This is a genomic window from Streptomyces sp. YJ-C3 (assembly GCF_053891275.1).
Genome location: NZ_CM132685.1, coordinates 3,165,060 through 3,178,986 on the forward strand (window position 1 = coordinate 3,165,060; position 13,927 = coordinate 3,178,986).

The window sequence follows — 13,927 nt, forward strand, 5'->3', positions numbered from 1 at the left end:
GCGCGTACTGAATGCCCGATCAGTACTGCCCGGGGCGGCCCGGGGGCGGCGGCGCGCACCGGCGGCGGGGCGGCACATAATGGAACACCCTGATCGATCAACGGGAGGCGCCGTGTCACGTTCTCTGAGTACCGGACTGCGTTCGCTGCAGCCCGCTGCGTTCGGCGCCGAGGCCACCGGCGCGCGCCTGGAGCGCATCCGCAGGTCGCCGAACTTCGCCGACGGGCAGTTCCGGAACCCGGAGGGCGCGCGCATCCGCCCCGACGGCTCGATGCTCGAGTTCGCGAAGATCTACTTCCGCAAGGAGGAGCGCGCGCTGCGCACGCCCACGGGCACCGTCCCCGTGCACGCCACCACCCTCGCCGACCTGGCCAAACCGGCCGTGAGCGGACTGCGGATCACCTGGATGGGGCACTCCAGCGTGCTCGCGGAGATCGACGGCGTCCGGGTGCTCTTCGACCCGGTGTGGGGCGAGCGCTGCTCCCCGTTCCCCTTCGCCGGACCCAAGCGGCTGCACCCCGCCCCGCTGCCCCTCGCGGCGCTCGGCCCGGTCGACGTGGTCGTCATCTCGCACGATCACTACGACCACCTGGACATGCCGACGATCAAGGCGCTCGCCGGGACGGACACCGTCTTCGCCGTGCCGCTCGGCGTCGGCGCGCACCTGGAGCACTGGGGCGTCCCGGCCGACCGCCTGCGCGAGCTGGACTGGCACGAGTCGACCGAGGTCGGCGGCGTGACGCTCACGGCCACGCCCGCCCGCCACTTCTGCGGCCGCGGCCTGCGCAATCCGCAGCACACCCTGTGGGCGTCCTGGGTCGCCCAGGGACCGGAGCACCGGATCTACCACAGCGGGGACACCGGCTACTTCCAGGGCTTCCAGGACATCGGCGCGCAGCACGGCCCGTTCGACGTGACCATGATCCAGATCGGGGCCTACTCCGAGTTCTGGCCCGACATCCACATGACGCCCGAGGAGGGCCTGCGCGCCCACCTCGACCTGCAGGGCGGCCGGCCGCACGGCGTGCTGATGCCGATCCACTGGGGCACGTTCAACCTGGCGCCCCACCCGTGGGCCGAGCCCGGTGAATGGTCCGTGGACGCGGCGCTGGATGCCGGCCAGGCCCTCGCCACGCCGCGTCCGGGCGAGCCGTTCGAGCCGGCCGGGGATCTCCCGACCGACGCGTGGTGGCGCGGTGTGAGCGCCCCCGTCACCCGCTCCTGGCGGCCGGTCGGGCCGCGCGCGGTCGAGGACGGCCCGGCCCCGTCGCAGCTCGACCTGGCGGGCGACCGCTGACCGCGCCGGGGAGCGGCGGCCCACCGCCCCTCCCCGGCCCCGTCAGGGCGTACCGCGATCCGTCAGTTCCCGGAGGTCCACGGGGGCCCGCCAGGTGATCCGGCGGTGCATCGCGTTGAGGTCGTGCTGAAGCGGCGAGGGCGGCACGGCGAGCACCGGACAGCGGGCGTGGGCCAGGCAGTACCGGGCGGCCGAGGGGCGCAGCGCGCGGCGCAGCCGGCCCCGGGAGCCGGCGCCGAGCACCAAAAGATCGTCGGGCCGGTCGGCGATGCCCACCAGCGCGGCGCCCGGGGTGCCGCGCACGACGACACCCGCCAGTCGCACGCCGGGCACCGTGCGGCCGAACGCGCCGCCGAGGGTCAGGAGCAGGCGCTCGCCCGCGACCCGCCGGCACTCGGCGAGCACCGTGGGCGCCGACGGGCCGCGGTGCCCGAGTTCACCGCCGGGCGGCGCCCAGGCCAGCACGGCCCACAGCTCGGCGCCGGAACGCCGGGCCTCGGCGGCCGCGCGGTGCAGTGCGGTGAGGCTCCCCGGGCTGCCGCTGACCCCCGCCACGACGCGGGGCGCCCGCTCGGTTCTTTCCTCTTCCATGCAGGCCTCACTTTTTCCAGCCCCGGTACCTTCCGCCATAGGACACGCGAAGTCGCTTGCCGCGACGCGCTGTTGGCGCGGTCCTGATGTCCGGCAGGCCCCTTCTTACGGAGTGTTGACGAGCGGTGCACCCGTCCCCGGGCCGGTGCCCGCGACCGATGCGACGCTGCTCCACGGGCCGCTCCCCGTCCCGCCGTCAGCATCGCGTCAGAGCTGGGCTCCGTGCCGTCAGCGTCGCGTCATGAGGCGTCGGAGTCCCCGCCACCCCGGGCATAGCGTCGATGCCACCCCGGCCTTCCGGCTTCCGTGACGGCCCGGGCGACCGATACCGCTTCGAGGATTCTCCAGGGGGAGTCCCATGAACGACCTGCTGTGCGGTGAGGATCCGGAACCTGGCGAACGTGTCCCGGCCGGGCCGCTCTACGTTCCCGTCCGGCCGGGACCTTCGGGGTGTGCCGCCCGTATGTTCCGCACCCCGCCCGGCGAACGCACCGCCGTCGGATTCACCAGCCGCGAACGGCTGGCCGCGACGCTCGGCCCGGACCAGCGCTGGATCCGGCTCGGCGCACCCGCGCTGAGAGCCCTCGCCGAGCCCCTCGGCGTCACCGCCGTCACCGTCGACCCGACCTTCTCCGCCCCGGTCACCGCGGCCCCGCTCGCCCGTGGCGGCGCCGGGACGGTCCGGGACCGGTGGCGGGAGCAGACGACCGACGTCGCGCGGGTGACCGGCGCCGCCGCCGTCGCCGACGCGCTGTGGATCCACTGAACAAGGGAGTACGCAGATCATGACCATCACGCACCCGCATGCTCCCGCTCCCGCCGCCGCGGACGACCTGTCGGTGTGGCCGGCCTCCACCGCCCGCCGGCCGCACGGCGACCTCGCCGTCGGCGGGGTGTCGCTCGCCGAGATCGCGGAGCGCTTCGAGACGCCCGCCTATGTGGTCGACGAGGCGGAGGTCCGCGACCGCTGCCGCACCTACCGCGCCGCCTTCCCCGAGGCCCATGTCCTGTACGCCGCCAAGGCGTTCCTGTCGCGGGCCATGGTCCACTGGATGGACGAGGAGGGGCTCGGGCTCGACGTGTGCTCGGCCGGTGAGCTGGAACTCGCCGTCACCTCCGGGTTCCCGGCCGAGCGGATCGTGCTGCACGGCAACGCCAAGTCCCCGCGCGACATCGACGTCGCGCTGCGCCTCGGCGTCGGCCGCATCGTCATCGACAGCCCCTCCGAGATCGCCCGGCTCGCCGCCGCCGTCGGCCCGGACGGCCACCAGAAGGTAATGGTGCGCATCGTGCCCGGCATCACCGCCGGAGGGCACGAGAAGATCCGGACCGGTACCGACGACCAGAAGTTCGGCCTGTCCCTGGCCGACGGCTACGCACACCACGCCATCGCCCGCATCCTGGACCAGTCGCAACTCGAACTCATGGGGCTGCACTGCCACTTGGGCTCCCAGATCACCACGGCCAAGCCCTACCTCACCGCGGTGCGCCGCATGGTCGGGCTCATGGCCCGGATCCGCGACAGCCACGGTGTCGTCCTGCCGGAACTCGACATGGGCGGCGGCCACGGCATCGCCTACCGCCCCGGGGAGGAGTCGCTGGACATCACGGCGCTGGCCCGCCGGATGCGCGCCGAACTCGTCGAGAGCTGCGCGGGCGCCGGCCTGACCGTGCCCCGCCTGCTGATCGAACCCGGCCGGGCGGTCGCCGGACCCGCCGGGGTCGCCGTGTACCGCGTCCTCGCGGTCAAGCACACCGGCGCGAAGGTGTTCGTCGCCGTCGACGGCGGCATGAGCGACAACCCGCGGCCCGCCCTGTACGGAGTCCGGTACGCCCCGCGCCTGATCGGCCGTCACTCCACCGCCGCGGCCGCCACGGCGACCGTGGTCGGCCGGCACTGCGAGGCGGGCGACGTGCTCGCTGCCGACGTCGAGCTGCCGGCCGATGTCCGTCCCGGCGACCTGCTCGCCGTCCCGGTGGCCGGCGCGTACCACCTCTCCATGGCCTCCGGATACAACCTGGTCGGCCGTCCGCCCGTGATCGCCGTCGCCGACGGGCACGCCCGCCTCCTGGTGCGCCGCGAGTCCCTCGACGACTACCGCAGCCGCGACATCGGTCTCTGAGCCCCCGGGCCCGCGGACCGGTCCGCTCCGACGAAGAGCCCACCTCCGGGCAGGTGCCGCCCCACCCTCGCCCGGAGGTGCCGTCGCCCTGTCCGCACCCGTGCGGCAAGCCCCGGCGCGTCAGCCCGAACCCGCCGCCACGCAGAACTCGTTGCCCTCCGGATCCGCCATCACGATGTGATGGCCGTCGAACTCCTCCAGGATCGTGCCGCCCGCCAGGGCCAGCCGGTCCGCCTCCGTCTCGATCCGGGCCCAGCGCTCGTCCGCCGTGCCATGACCCGGCACGCGGATGTCGAGGTGCAGCCTGTTCTTCGCCGTCTTCGGCTCCCGCACCTTCAGGATCGACAGCCGCGGCCCCACCCCGTCCGGGTCGCACAGCCACGCGCCGTCGTCCTCCTCCTCGTCCTGAGGCGGGCCGAACGAGGCGAGCCACTCCTCACGCGTCGTGAACGGCGCGGGCGGGGGCTCGTCCACGTAACCGAGCGCCGTCTTCCAGAACGCGGCGAGCAGCGACGCGTCCGCGCAGTCGAGTGTGAGGTCGATTCGGGTAGCCATGGGAAGCGACCGTACGGGAGGGCACTGACAGTCCGACCTCGGCGAACACCTGTCCGGTGGCGTAATCGGTCGGCTGTGCGAGCGCTCATACCAGAGCGGGACGTGGGCCGCCGGAGTTTGGCAACTGCCCCTCGCACGTGAAGCGTTGACGACTACCGTGAGTGTCCGCCGCGCGACGCCCGGTCGATCGTTCCTGCCGCCGTGCCGCCCTGCCCATCCCCGAGAGAACCGAGGACGAGGACGCCGTATGTCTCAGCTCCGCCAGCCGGCCGCCCGCGCAGAACGTCGCGAAGGCGGTCGGCACGGCAGGCCGGCGGGGCGGGCCGCGCCGCACCCCGAGACTCACATACGACCCCAACTGCTGCGTCTCGCCGTGCTGCCGCCCCTCGCGGTGGCGCTCAGCGCGTGTGCGGCCGTCCTGTTCGCCGTACGGTCCACCGGGGCGCGGCCCAGCCTCACCCTGTGGAGCGTGCTCGCCGGGGCCTGCCTCGTCACCGTCGCGGGCATCGTCATCGCGGGCGTCGCCGCCGACCGCGCCGCCACGACCGTCCGCGACCGCGTCCTCGCGCTGCGCCGCACCAGCGCCCGGGGCCAGGCCGAACTGCGCGGACTCGTCGACCAGTTGCGCAAGGGCGAAGGACCGCCGCCGCGCCGCGCCCCCAAGGCGCCCGCGCCCGGCTCCGACGACTTCGACCTGCTCGCCGCCGACCTCGCCCGCGCCCAGGACGTCGCCGTCACCGCCGTCGTCCAGGCCACACAGCTGTCCGGCCAGGCCGGCAGCCGGCAGAAGGTCGAGGTCTCCGTGAACCTCGCCCGCCGCCTGCAGTCCCTGGTGCACCGCGAGATCTCCGTCCTCGACGAGTTGGAGAACGACGTCGAGGACCCCGATCTGCTCAAGGGCCTCTTCCACGTCGACCACCTCGCCACCCGCATCCGGCGGCACGCCGAGAACCTCGCCGTGCTCGGCGGCGCCGTCTCCCGGCGCCAGTGGAGCCACCCCGTCTCCATGACCGAGGTCATGCGCTCCGCGATCGCCGAGGTCGAGCAGTACTCCCGGGTCAAACTCGTGCCCCCGGTCGACGGCACCCTGCGCGGGCACGCCGTCGCCGACTGCATCCACCTGCTCGCCGAACTCGTCGAGAACGCCACGGTGTTCTCCGCCCCGCACACCCAGGTCCTGCTCCGCGCCAACCTGGTCACCTCCGGGCTCGCCGTCGAGGTCGAGGACCGCGGACTCGGCATGCCGGTCACCGAACAGAACAAGATGAACGCGCTGCTCGCCGACCCCGACCAGGTCAACGTGTCCAGCCTGCTGCAGGACGGGCGCATCGGACTGTTCGTCGTGTCGCAGCTCGCCCGGCGGCACGGCATCACCGTCCGGCTCGGGACCAACATCTACGGCGGGGTCCAGGCCGTCCTCGTCCTGCCGCAGGAACTGCTCGGCGCCGACCAGGACGAGCGGGCCCCCCGCGTGCGCCGAGCCGCCGCCGCGGCCACCGCCGACAGCGTGCTCGCACCGGGAGCCGCCGACGGGCACGGCGCGCTCGGACACCCCGACGACACACGACACCCGGTGCCCCCGACCACGCGGCCCGCCCCGGCCCCGCGGCACGGCGCCGTCACCGCCGTGCCGCGGCAGCCGCCCGTCGGACAGCCGGGACCCGCACAGCCGCCGCCCAGCGGATTCGGCGCCCCGCCCCTCCCGCAGCGCACCACGGGCGACCCGCGCCCCACCCCCGCGGACGCCCTGCCCGGGATCCGCCCCGAGGACCGTGAGTCCGCCGTGGAGCACGCGGCGACGCCGCCCCTCCCGGTCAGCGGCGCGGTCCGCGGCACCATGGGCCGCCCCCTGCTTCCCAAGCGCAGGGCTCAGGAACACCTCGCTCCGCAACTGCGCGGCGGCCCCGCGCAACGCCAGGACGACGAGCCGCCGGTCGGGCACGACCCCGGGCTCATGGCCGCCTTCCAGCGCGGCATCACGCTCGCCGAGGCGGCTGACGCGCGCGAGCTGCCCCACCGGTCGCCGGACACCGGCGACGCCGAAGGCGGCAGTGCCGGATGACCGTTGCCCGGCCTGCCGATGTCCGCGAGGTGATATCCGGCGGGCCCCGCCCCCACCGTTCCCCCGACCAGCACCACACCGAGCAGTCCACCAAGGAGTCGATCCCCCATGGCGAGCGATGTGCCGACGGGTCATGTGTCCGATCTCGACTGGCTGATGAGCGGCCTCGTCCAGCGCGTTCCCCACACCAACAGCGCCGTGCTCCTCTCCTCCGACGGTCTCGTCAAGTCCGTGCACGGCCTCGACGCCGACAGCGCGGACCACATGGCGGCCCTCGCGTCGGGCCTCTACTCGCTGGGCCGCAGCGCCGGCGCCCGGTTCGGTGACGGCGGCGACGTACGACAGGTGGTGGTGGAACTCGACTCCACCCTCCTGTTCGTGTCGACCGCGGGCTCCGGCACCTGTCTCGCGGTGCTCGCCGGGCGGGAGGCCGACGCCGCCGTGCTCGGCTACGAGATGGCCATGCTCGTCAAGAGCGTGCGCCCCTACCTGGTGACGGCGCCCCGGCAGCACTCGGTCGAACCCACGGCGATGAGGAATTGAGGGTGACGGCCCCGCAGGACGGGCCATGGCTCGACGGCGCCGCGGGACGCCTCGTGCGCCCGTACACGATCAGCAACGGGCGCACCCGGCCGAGCACGTCGATGGATCTGCTGTCCCAGGTCATGGCCACCGGCACGACCCCCCTCGGGTACCTGGGGCCGGAACACAGCACCGCGCTCGAACTGTGCGCGCAGCCCACGTCGGTCGCGGAGATCGCCGGCCATCTCGGACTCCCCGCAGCCGTCACCAAGGTCCTTCTGTCCGACCTCGTCGACTGCGGGGCGGTCACCACCAAGCCCCCCACGTTCCACGACAACCCCACTGACCGGTCCCTACTGGAGGCAGTGCTCGATGGACTACGACGACAGCTCTGATCCCTTCCCCACCGCACTGAAGATCCTGGTCGCGGGCGGGTTCGGGGTCGGCAAGACGACTTTCGTCGGGGCGGTCAGCGAGATCGCTCCGCTCAGCACCGAAGAGCTGCTCACCACCGTCAGCGCCGCGACCGACAACCTCGACGGCATCGAGAACAAGGTCGAGACGACCGTCGCGATGGACTTCGGGCGCATCACCCTCGACCCCGAACACGTGCTGTACCTCTTCGGCACACCGGGCCAGGAACGCTTCTGGTTCATGTGGGACGAACTGTCCGAGGGCGCCCTCGGCGCGGTGATCCTCGCCGACACCCGCCGCCTCGAGGACTGCTTCGCCGCCGTCGACTTCTTCGAGGAGCGCGGCATGGGATTCATCGTGGCGGTCAACGAGTTCGACGGCGGCTACCGCTACGAACCCGAGGAGGTGCGCGCCGCCATCGACCTCGACCCGCAGGTGCCCGTGGTGCGCTGCGACGCCCGGATCTCCAGCTCCGGCATCCAGACCCTGCTCACCCTGGTCCGCCATCTCCTGGCGCACGCCGCCCCGGCGGCCACCGGTTTCGGGGCCCACACCTGACCCTTCGACCTGCTCACGGCCGGATCTGCGCGACCGGCCCTAGACGGTGACCGTCCCACCGTCCGGGAACGTGATGCGCACCTGCCCGTCCGCGTCCACCGCGCACTCGATCGACTCCCGCAGAGCCTGGGGGTGCACCACGTCGCGGGTCAGCGCCACCAGCGTCACCTGCGTGCTGGTGCCGCCGGGGTGCCGCGTGGCGCGCAGGAAGGGGGTGGCGGAGTGCGGCCCGTGGGCGTTGGCCTCCACCTCGCGCGCGATGCCGGTCTCCTCGTCCCAGCCGTACAGGCCCACGACCGCGCTCGTCAGCCCCGTCTCCGTGCGGGTCAGCGCCCAGCCCGGGCCCTGCTCGGCGTGCGGCCGCGCGGTGTCGGCGACCGCGTACCCGCCCTCGCGCACGGCGCAGCCCGCCGGCGCCTGCACCCGGTGGACCCGCAGTTCCCAGGGCCCGTGCAGCACGCTCGTCGACTCGATGGGGAACTCCTCGTCCGAGCCCGGGAGTTGCGCGTCGTGCCGGGACGAGGCGCGGCGTCCCTCGCAGGTCAAAGGGTGGATGCGGCGGCGGCGCGACGGGGTGCCGTCGGGCGCGAGCAGCGCCAGATGGTTGTCGACGGTACGCGCCCAGGCGTGCGGCGCCGACTCGGGAGCGGTGGCCGTGGAGTAGGCGAGCTTGGCGTAGTGCGGATCGTCCGCGGCAGTACCGTCGAGCGGGTTGTGGTCGCTGCCGTGGTTGACCAGGCGGACGATACCGTCGTGCGGAGTGCCGTGCAGCAGCCAGCCCGGCGCGGGCAGCGCCGTGTACTGCTCCGACTGCTCGACGGGCAGCGGCAGTTCACGCTCCGTCCACACCGGATGGTCCGCGGGCAGCAGCAGACCGAGGAAGCCCTTGCTCGCCCAGTACGGTGACGCGGGCCCCGAGTAGGCCTGGGTCGACGGCAGGAACGTGTCGTACCAGCCGAGCGGCAGCAGGCCCCGCTCGTCGGGGACCCCGCGCTCCACGAAGTGCCGGGCCGTGCCGGACGCCAGGCGGCGGGTCAGTCCGGGCGCCAGCGGCGTGCAGTCGGCCAGCGCCCCCATCCACACCGGAGCGGTCGCCGCGAACCGGTAGGTGAGGGAGCGGCCCTGGTGCACGGGCGCGCCGTCCCCGCCGAAGAAGTGCGGGTACGTGGACAGGAACTGGTTCAGCCGCTCGCGGTAGACCTTGCCGCGCCCGTCGTCGCCGTCCGGCCCGGCCATGCGGGCCCACAGCAGCGGGTACAGGTGCAGGGCCCAGCCGATGTAGTAGTCGAAGTTGCGGCCGTCGCCGTCGGTGTACCAGCCGTCGCCGACGTACCAGTCCTCGATCCGGTCGAGGCCGCCGTCGATGTCGCTCCGGCTGTACGGCGCGCCGACCGACGCCAGGAACTGCTCCGACACCACTTGGAACAGGCGCCAGTTGTTGTCCCAGGTCCGCCCGCCGACGAAGCCGGTGAACCAGTCGACGACCCGTTCCTGGACCCGGGTGTCGAGCCGGTCCCAGATCCACGGCCGGGTCTCGTGCAGGCCGATCGCGATCGACGCGGCCTCCACCATCTGCTGGGAGCAGTCGGTGAGGTCGGGCCAGGCCTCCCCGCTGTCACGGTCCGTGCCTGTTGTCAGACCCTGTGTGTACCTTTCGATCAGGTGGGACACGGCGGACGGGCCGGGGTCGTCGGTCCCGCCGCCCGCGCCCGCTATCCGGAAGGAGGCCAGCAGAAATGTCCGAGCGAACCCTTCGAGACCGTCCGAGACGACCCCGGACCAGCTGGCCCGTCCGGGCAGCCGGTACTGCGCGAATCCCGGTGTCGCGTACGGCACGAGTGCGTCCAGCTGCCGGTCGGCCAGCGCCTCCCAGTGCGCCCGGGTCCAGCCCGTCAGCGGGGAGCGGACCCGGTCGGTGGGCGGCAGGGAGAAGTACGGGGCGGGCATGGTGGTTCGCTGGCTCCTCGGTCGGTCTGCGGGGTGGGCGGCGGCGAAGATCCGCTGCGGTCAGGCGAGTTCGGCGGTGTGCGTGTGACCGCGCGAGCCGCCGACCCGGACGGTGACGACCGGCCGGCGGCCGGTCGTGACGGTGATCGTGTCGTCGGCGCGGACCACGCGGCGCACGGGGAAGGGCAGTTCGACCGTCAGGGTCGTCGCGGTGCGGCCCGGGTCCGCGACGGCCACCGTCACCCCGTGCCCGTGGCGGCGCACGAGGACCGTGCCGGGTCCGTCCGTGCGCAGGCCACCGGCTGTGCCGGCGGCCCAGAAGTGCGCGGCGAGCAGCCCGTGCCGCGGTGATTCGACGGCCTGGACGGTCCCGTCGGCCGTGAGGACCCGCACGGGCCGGGACCGGGACCAGGCGGCCGTCGCGGCGGCGGTGGCGCCCGGCAGCAGGACATAGGCGTACGAGGCGGAGACGGGGGAGGGGCCGTGGTCGAACCAGACAGTGGCGTAGCGGCGGGTGACCGGGGTGCTGCTGCCGCCGGTGTCCGCGCCGGTGTTGAGGGCCCGCCAGGTGCCGGTCCGCTCCTCGCGCAGGGCGTGCAGCGGGCCGCCGGACGGGAAGACATAGCCGCCCGTGCCCTCCAGATGGGCCCACCGCGCGTCGGGAAGCGATGCCGACCAGCCCAGATCCGTGGGATGCCGGTGACCGTCGACCACGAGCCGGGGCGCGCCGTCGGCGTGCAGGTTCCGGTTCTCCACGACCGTCTCGATCGTGCGGCCGTCGCTCGCCGTGATGTCCGCGCCGAGCGCGACGACCGCGTCGTCCACGAAGAACCACGTCTTCTTGGCGCGCAGGGTCGACCCGTCGGCGATCAGCTCCATCGCGGCGGCGCCGTACCGACGGTCGAGGACGGCCCCGCCCGCGACGGCGTTCTTCGGACGGAACGTGCTGGTCCCGCTGCCCGTGCCGAGATCGGTCCGGGCGCGCGTGTCCACCGTCGTACCCGGCAGGCGGTACGGATCGACCGTCGGCCAGAAGCCGTCACCGAAGGCGTCGAGGTCGTCGCCGTCGTACACATAGGTCATGCCGTCGCCGGTGTACCAGCCGTGCAGGTTCTCGCCGTTGCCCGCCTCGTAAGCGGAGATCCGCTTCGAGGAGAGCGACAGGGAGCACGCCCAGCGTGGCCGCCGGTGCACGATCCGGTCCATGTCGGCGAGGACGAAGTGCCCCGTGAGACGGTCCGCCGGCCGTACCGCCGGGTCGTCGAGGACCGCCTTCGCGCGTGCCAGGGCGGGCACGCCGACCAGCCCGGCGTACGGGGTCTGCGTGTTGCGCAGGATCCAGCCCTTGGCCGCCGCGCGCCAGCGGTCCGCGTACGACTGCGGTGCGCCGTCGGCGAGCTGGAGGATGTACGTGACGGCCGTGGCGCCGTCGGTGTGGTCGCGGGCACGCTCGCGGGATATCGCGCGGCCGCGCACCGCGTCCATCATCACGCCGTCGAAGAGGACGGGGGAGAAGGTCCGGTCGACGGCCTCGTGGAGCACGGTGACCGCCGGATCGGCGACGGCCCAGTCGGAGCCGGCCAGCAGAGCGATGAGCTGGCCCGCGCTGCCGAGCAGGATGCTCCCGTACGTGCCCGTGTAGGCGACGTATTCGTGCTGCACGAACGAGCCGTCGGCGTAGAACCCGTCGCCCGAAGTGACGTACCGGAACAGGCTGTTCTTCCCGCTGTCGCGGACGTCGGACAGGCCGTCGCGGGCCAGCGCGAGCACGGTGGCGTCCCGGGCGAGCAGGCCGCGCAGGGCGACGATGACGGCCTTGTCGGCGCGGTTGGCTCCGGTCTCGGCGAGGGACGGGGAGTTGGTGCGGCGGTCCGGGTCCGGGACGAAGCGGGCGACGGTCCGCACGTACGCGGCGAGGTCGTCGGCGGGCAGGTGGGCACGGAGCAGGACACAGGTGTCCATGAGCGCGCGGGGCGCACCGATCTCCCAGAACCACCAGTTGCCGGACTCGGAGCGGGCGGGGTCGTAGCGGCCGGTGTTGAGGAAGCGCAGCGCGTCGACCAGTGCGGCGAGCACGGCCCCGTCGCCGGTCAGCGAGGTGCCCGGGGTGGCCCAGGCGGTGGCGAGGGTGCGCAGCCGCGGATAGCTCTGGCCGAACATGCCGGGGTCGGCGGCAGGGGAGAGGTCCGGCCACAGCGCCGTGCGTCCGGCGGAGGTGTCGAGCTGCCTCCACCAGGCGGTGGCCTGCGTGTCCAGGGCGGTGAGCGCCGCCGCGAAGTCGGGGTCGTCGGCGTCGAACGGGACGCCGGTGAGCTGCTGTTCGGCGCGGGCGAGGAGGGCGTCGTAGGGGTCGGCGTCGGCTGCGGCGGCGCGTCCGCCGAGCGGCAGAGCCGTCGCGGCGGCGCCCGCCGCGGCCAGTGCGAGGGTCCGGCGTCGGGTCAGGTCCATGGTCGGTCGTCGCCCTCCAGATCAGTCGGACAGGGTGGCCGGGTCGACGGGCGGCTCGGGGAGGCCGAGGGCGGCCAGTGCGGCGAGGCCGTCAGCGTCGATCGGGTACGCCCACCGGGTCACGAAGAAGTCGGTGAGGTCGTAGCCGCTGACACGGCTGACGTAGACGGCGAAGTTGGTCCAGCGCAGGGCGTCCTGGGTGGCCCAGTCGGACTGCGGGTTCTCGGTCCGGACGATCCGGTGCAGCTTCGGCCACAGGTCCGTGCCGAAGGCGAGTTCCAGCTGGCGCAGCGACACGAGCTTCTCGTACGCGCCGAACGAGGTGGCGAACGCGAGCCCCGGAGTGCCGAGCTTGGGCAGCGCGGACTGGAACGGGGTGAGACCGGTCGTGGCGTCCGGGGTGAGGAGGTTGGAGGGCTGGCCGAGGACGCGTTGCGCGGCGAGCGAGTAGATGTTGACGGTGACCTCGGTCAGGCCGGACGGCCGGTAGGCGAACTGCTGGTGCAGGTGGCCGAGTTCGTGGTACAGCCCCCAGCCGCGGGTGGTGAGGCCCTGGACGGTCAGGAGCCGGTCGAAATAGGCGGGCGGGAAGGCGTTGTAGTAGTGCGTGGCGTACGCGCCGACCCCGGCCGGGACCTTCGGTACCTCGCTGAACTGGTAGGGGCCGGCCTTGCGTCGGTGCAGCGGGGCGGAGCCGTCGAGTCCCGCGACGGCGGCATGGGAGTCGATGACCTTCTCGAAGGTCTGCATCAGCGCCGTGTGGTCCTCGTCGCGGTAGGGCAGGAAGTTCGCCCGGGTGACGGTCACCAGGGCGTGCGGAGAGGACAGTTCCACGTACAGGGAGTCGGTGAACGTGTCGAGTTCCTGCTGGAACTGCGCCTCCGTCGTGCCGCCCAGGACGAACGTCGGCATGCGCACGGCGCCCTGTTCGAAGGTGACCTGCGCGCGCTGGCCGTTGCCGGGCAGCCGCAGATGGACCGGTCCGCCGTAGGGGTCGCTGAAGGTGTTGACGCCCTGGGTCAGGGTGACGGCGCGGGGCGTCATGAGGTCGGCGTTGTCGGGATGGTTGTCGAACGTGCCGATGTGCAGCGTCGGCAGTACTCCGTCGAGCGCCGTCACCCGGACGGTGATCTGCGTGCCCGCGGGGGCGTAGCGGCCGGTGGCGATGAAGTCGCTGCCGCGGTAGGTCGTGGCAAGGCGCAGCCGCTCGGTCTCGGCGTCCGGGAACGCCTCGATGAGCAGGGTGTCGGGGTCCGTGGCCCGCGGCGGGGTCGATGCGGCGGCGGTCCCGGAGCCGAGGAGCGCGGCGGCACCGGCTCCCGCGAGCCCGGCCAGCAGGGAACGGCGGCCGAATCCGGGCGAGCCGGCGGCGGTGGGACGAGGCAGGTGGGCAGGGCGCATCCAGGACTC

The 13,927-nt window shown here is 73.4% G+C and carries 12 protein-coding genes; 7 read left to right on the forward strand and 5 right to left on the reverse strand.

Annotated elements, in window-relative coordinates; translation table 11 throughout:
• The first annotated feature begins 79 nt into the window (after positions 1 to 79).
• Complete coding sequence (locus ACVHNB_RS13850; RefSeq protein ID WP_428950890.1) at positions 80 to 1,297, forward strand: MBL fold metallo-hydrolase; 1,218 nt, start codon at positions 80 to 82, stop codon at positions 1,295 to 1,297.
• Between the two features lie 42 nt (positions 1,298 to 1,339).
• Here the strand turns inward: ACVHNB_RS13850 and ACVHNB_RS13855 are convergent, their stop codons facing one another.
• The gene (locus tag ACVHNB_RS13855) at positions 1,340 to 1,888 is read right to left on the reverse strand and encodes a universal stress protein (protein WP_456228202.1); all 549 of its coding nucleotides are present in this window, start codon (positions 1,886 to 1,888) and stop codon (positions 1,340 to 1,342) included.
• Positions 1,889 to 2,351: 463 nt separating this feature from the next.
• Here ACVHNB_RS13855 and ACVHNB_RS13860 point away from each other — a divergent pair, with 463 nt between their 5' ends.
• Together ACVHNB_RS13860 and lysA are read left to right on the forward strand one after the other, a co-directional pair.
• A complete protein-coding gene (locus tag ACVHNB_RS13860) occupies positions 2,352 to 2,654 on the forward strand; it encodes an SAV_915 family protein (RefSeq protein WP_456228203.1) in 303 nt (100 codons plus the stop codon).
• Positions 2,655 to 2,673: 19 nt separating this feature from the next.
• Positions 2,674 to 4,011, forward strand: coding sequence for a diaminopimelate decarboxylase (gene lysA / locus ACVHNB_RS13865; protein ID WP_456228204.1), 1,338 nt, complete (start codon positions 2,674 to 2,676; stop codon positions 4,009 to 4,011).
• 120 nt (positions 4,012 to 4,131) lie between these two features.
• Here the strand turns inward: lysA and ACVHNB_RS13870 are convergent, their stop codons facing one another.
• Positions 4,132 to 4,566, reverse strand: a complete 435-nt coding sequence (locus ACVHNB_RS13870) for a VOC family protein (RefSeq protein ID WP_456228205.1) — start codon at positions 4,564 to 4,566, stop codon at positions 4,132 to 4,134.
• 247 nt (positions 4,567 to 4,813) lie between these two features.
• Here ACVHNB_RS13870 and ACVHNB_RS13875 point away from each other — a divergent pair, with 247 nt between their 5' ends.
• From ACVHNB_RS13875 to ACVHNB_RS13890, 4 genes are all read left to right on the forward strand, one after another.
• Positions 4,814 to 6,628, forward strand: coding sequence for a sensor histidine kinase (locus ACVHNB_RS13875; RefSeq protein WP_428950885.1), 1,815 nt, complete (start codon positions 4,814 to 4,816; stop codon positions 6,626 to 6,628).
• A gap of 108 nt (positions 6,629 to 6,736) precedes the next feature.
• Complete coding sequence (locus ACVHNB_RS13880; protein WP_428950884.1) at positions 6,737 to 7,171, forward strand: roadblock/LC7 domain-containing protein; 435 nt, start codon at positions 6,737 to 6,739, stop codon at positions 7,169 to 7,171.
• Positions 7,172 to 7,173: 2 nt separating this feature from the next.
• Positions 7,174 to 7,545 carry a DUF742 domain-containing protein gene (locus tag ACVHNB_RS13885; protein ID WP_428950883.1) on the forward strand — a complete coding sequence of 124 codons (372 nt, stop codon included), beginning with the start codon at positions 7,174 to 7,176 and terminating at the stop codon, positions 7,543 to 7,545.
• On the forward strand, positions 7,523 to 8,122 hold the full coding sequence (locus ACVHNB_RS13890) for a GTP-binding protein (protein ID WP_363192142.1): 600 nt from the start codon (positions 7,523 to 7,525) through the stop codon (positions 8,120 to 8,122). Before ACVHNB_RS13885 ends, ACVHNB_RS13890 begins: the two co-directional genes overlap by 23 nt.
• A gap of 39 nt (positions 8,123 to 8,161) precedes the next feature.
• On the opposite strand, the gene ACVHNB_RS13895 is transcribed toward ACVHNB_RS13890, so the two are convergent.
• From ACVHNB_RS13895 to ACVHNB_RS13905, 3 genes are read right to left on the reverse strand one after another with little or no spacing between them, the layout of a single operon-like run.
• The gene (locus ACVHNB_RS13895; protein WP_456228206.1) at positions 8,162 to 10,069 is read right to left on the reverse strand and encodes a DUF2264 domain-containing protein; all 1,908 of its coding nucleotides are present in this window, start codon (positions 10,067 to 10,069) and stop codon (positions 8,162 to 8,164) included.
• A gap of 60 nt (positions 10,070 to 10,129) precedes the next feature.
• Positions 10,130 to 12,517: a polysaccharide lyase 8 family protein gene (locus tag ACVHNB_RS13900; protein WP_456228207.1), complete on the reverse strand. Its 2,388-nt coding sequence runs from the start codon at positions 12,515 to 12,517 to the stop codon at positions 10,130 to 10,132.
• Between the two features lie 21 nt (positions 12,518 to 12,538).
• Positions 12,539 to 13,918: a M60 family metallopeptidase gene (locus ACVHNB_RS13905; RefSeq protein ID WP_456228208.1), complete on the reverse strand. Its 1,380-nt coding sequence runs from the start codon at positions 13,916 to 13,918 to the stop codon at positions 12,539 to 12,541.
• Positions 13,919 to 13,927 lie beyond the last annotated feature (9 nt).

Excerpts from the sequence above, each read along its gene's own strand:
- ACVHNB_RS13905 (WP_456228208.1), bottom strand. The coding sequence starts at position 13,918 with ATGCGCCCTGCCCACCTGCCTCGTCCCACCGCCGCCGGCTCGCCCGGA.
- ACVHNB_RS13880 (WP_428950884.1), top strand. The coding sequence starts at position 6,737 with ATGGCGAGCGATGTGCCGACGGGTCATGTGTCCGATCTCGACTGGCTG.
- ACVHNB_RS13855 (WP_456228202.1), bottom strand. The coding sequence starts at position 1,888 with ATGGAAGAGGAAAGAACCGAGCGGGCGCCCCGCGTCGTGGCGGGGGTC.
- ACVHNB_RS13875 (WP_428950885.1), top strand. The coding sequence starts at position 4,814 with ATGTCTCAGCTCCGCCAGCCGGCCGCCCGCGCAGAACGTCGCGAAGGC.
- ACVHNB_RS13870 (WP_456228205.1), bottom strand. The coding sequence starts at position 4,566 with ATGGCTACCCGAATCGACCTCACACTCGACTGCGCGGACGCGTCGCTG.
- ACVHNB_RS13860 (WP_456228203.1), top strand. The coding sequence starts at position 2,352 with ATGTTCCGCACCCCGCCCGGCGAACGCACCGCCGTCGGATTCACCAGC.
- ACVHNB_RS13900 (WP_456228207.1), bottom strand. The coding sequence starts at position 12,517 with ATGGACCTGACCCGACGCCGGACCCTCGCACTGGCCGCGGCGGGCGCC.
- ACVHNB_RS13895 (WP_456228206.1), bottom strand. The coding sequence starts at position 10,069 with ATGCCCGCCCCGTACTTCTCCCTGCCGCCCACCGACCGGGTCCGCTCC.
- lysA (WP_456228204.1), top strand. The coding sequence starts at position 2,674 with ATGACCATCACGCACCCGCATGCTCCCGCTCCCGCCGCCGCGGACGAC.
- ACVHNB_RS13890 (WP_363192142.1), top strand. The coding sequence starts at position 7,523 with ATGGACTACGACGACAGCTCTGATCCCTTCCCCACCGCACTGAAGATC.
- ACVHNB_RS13850 (WP_428950890.1), top strand. The coding sequence starts at position 80 with ATGGAACACCCTGATCGATCAACGGGAGGCGCCGTGTCACGTTCTCTG.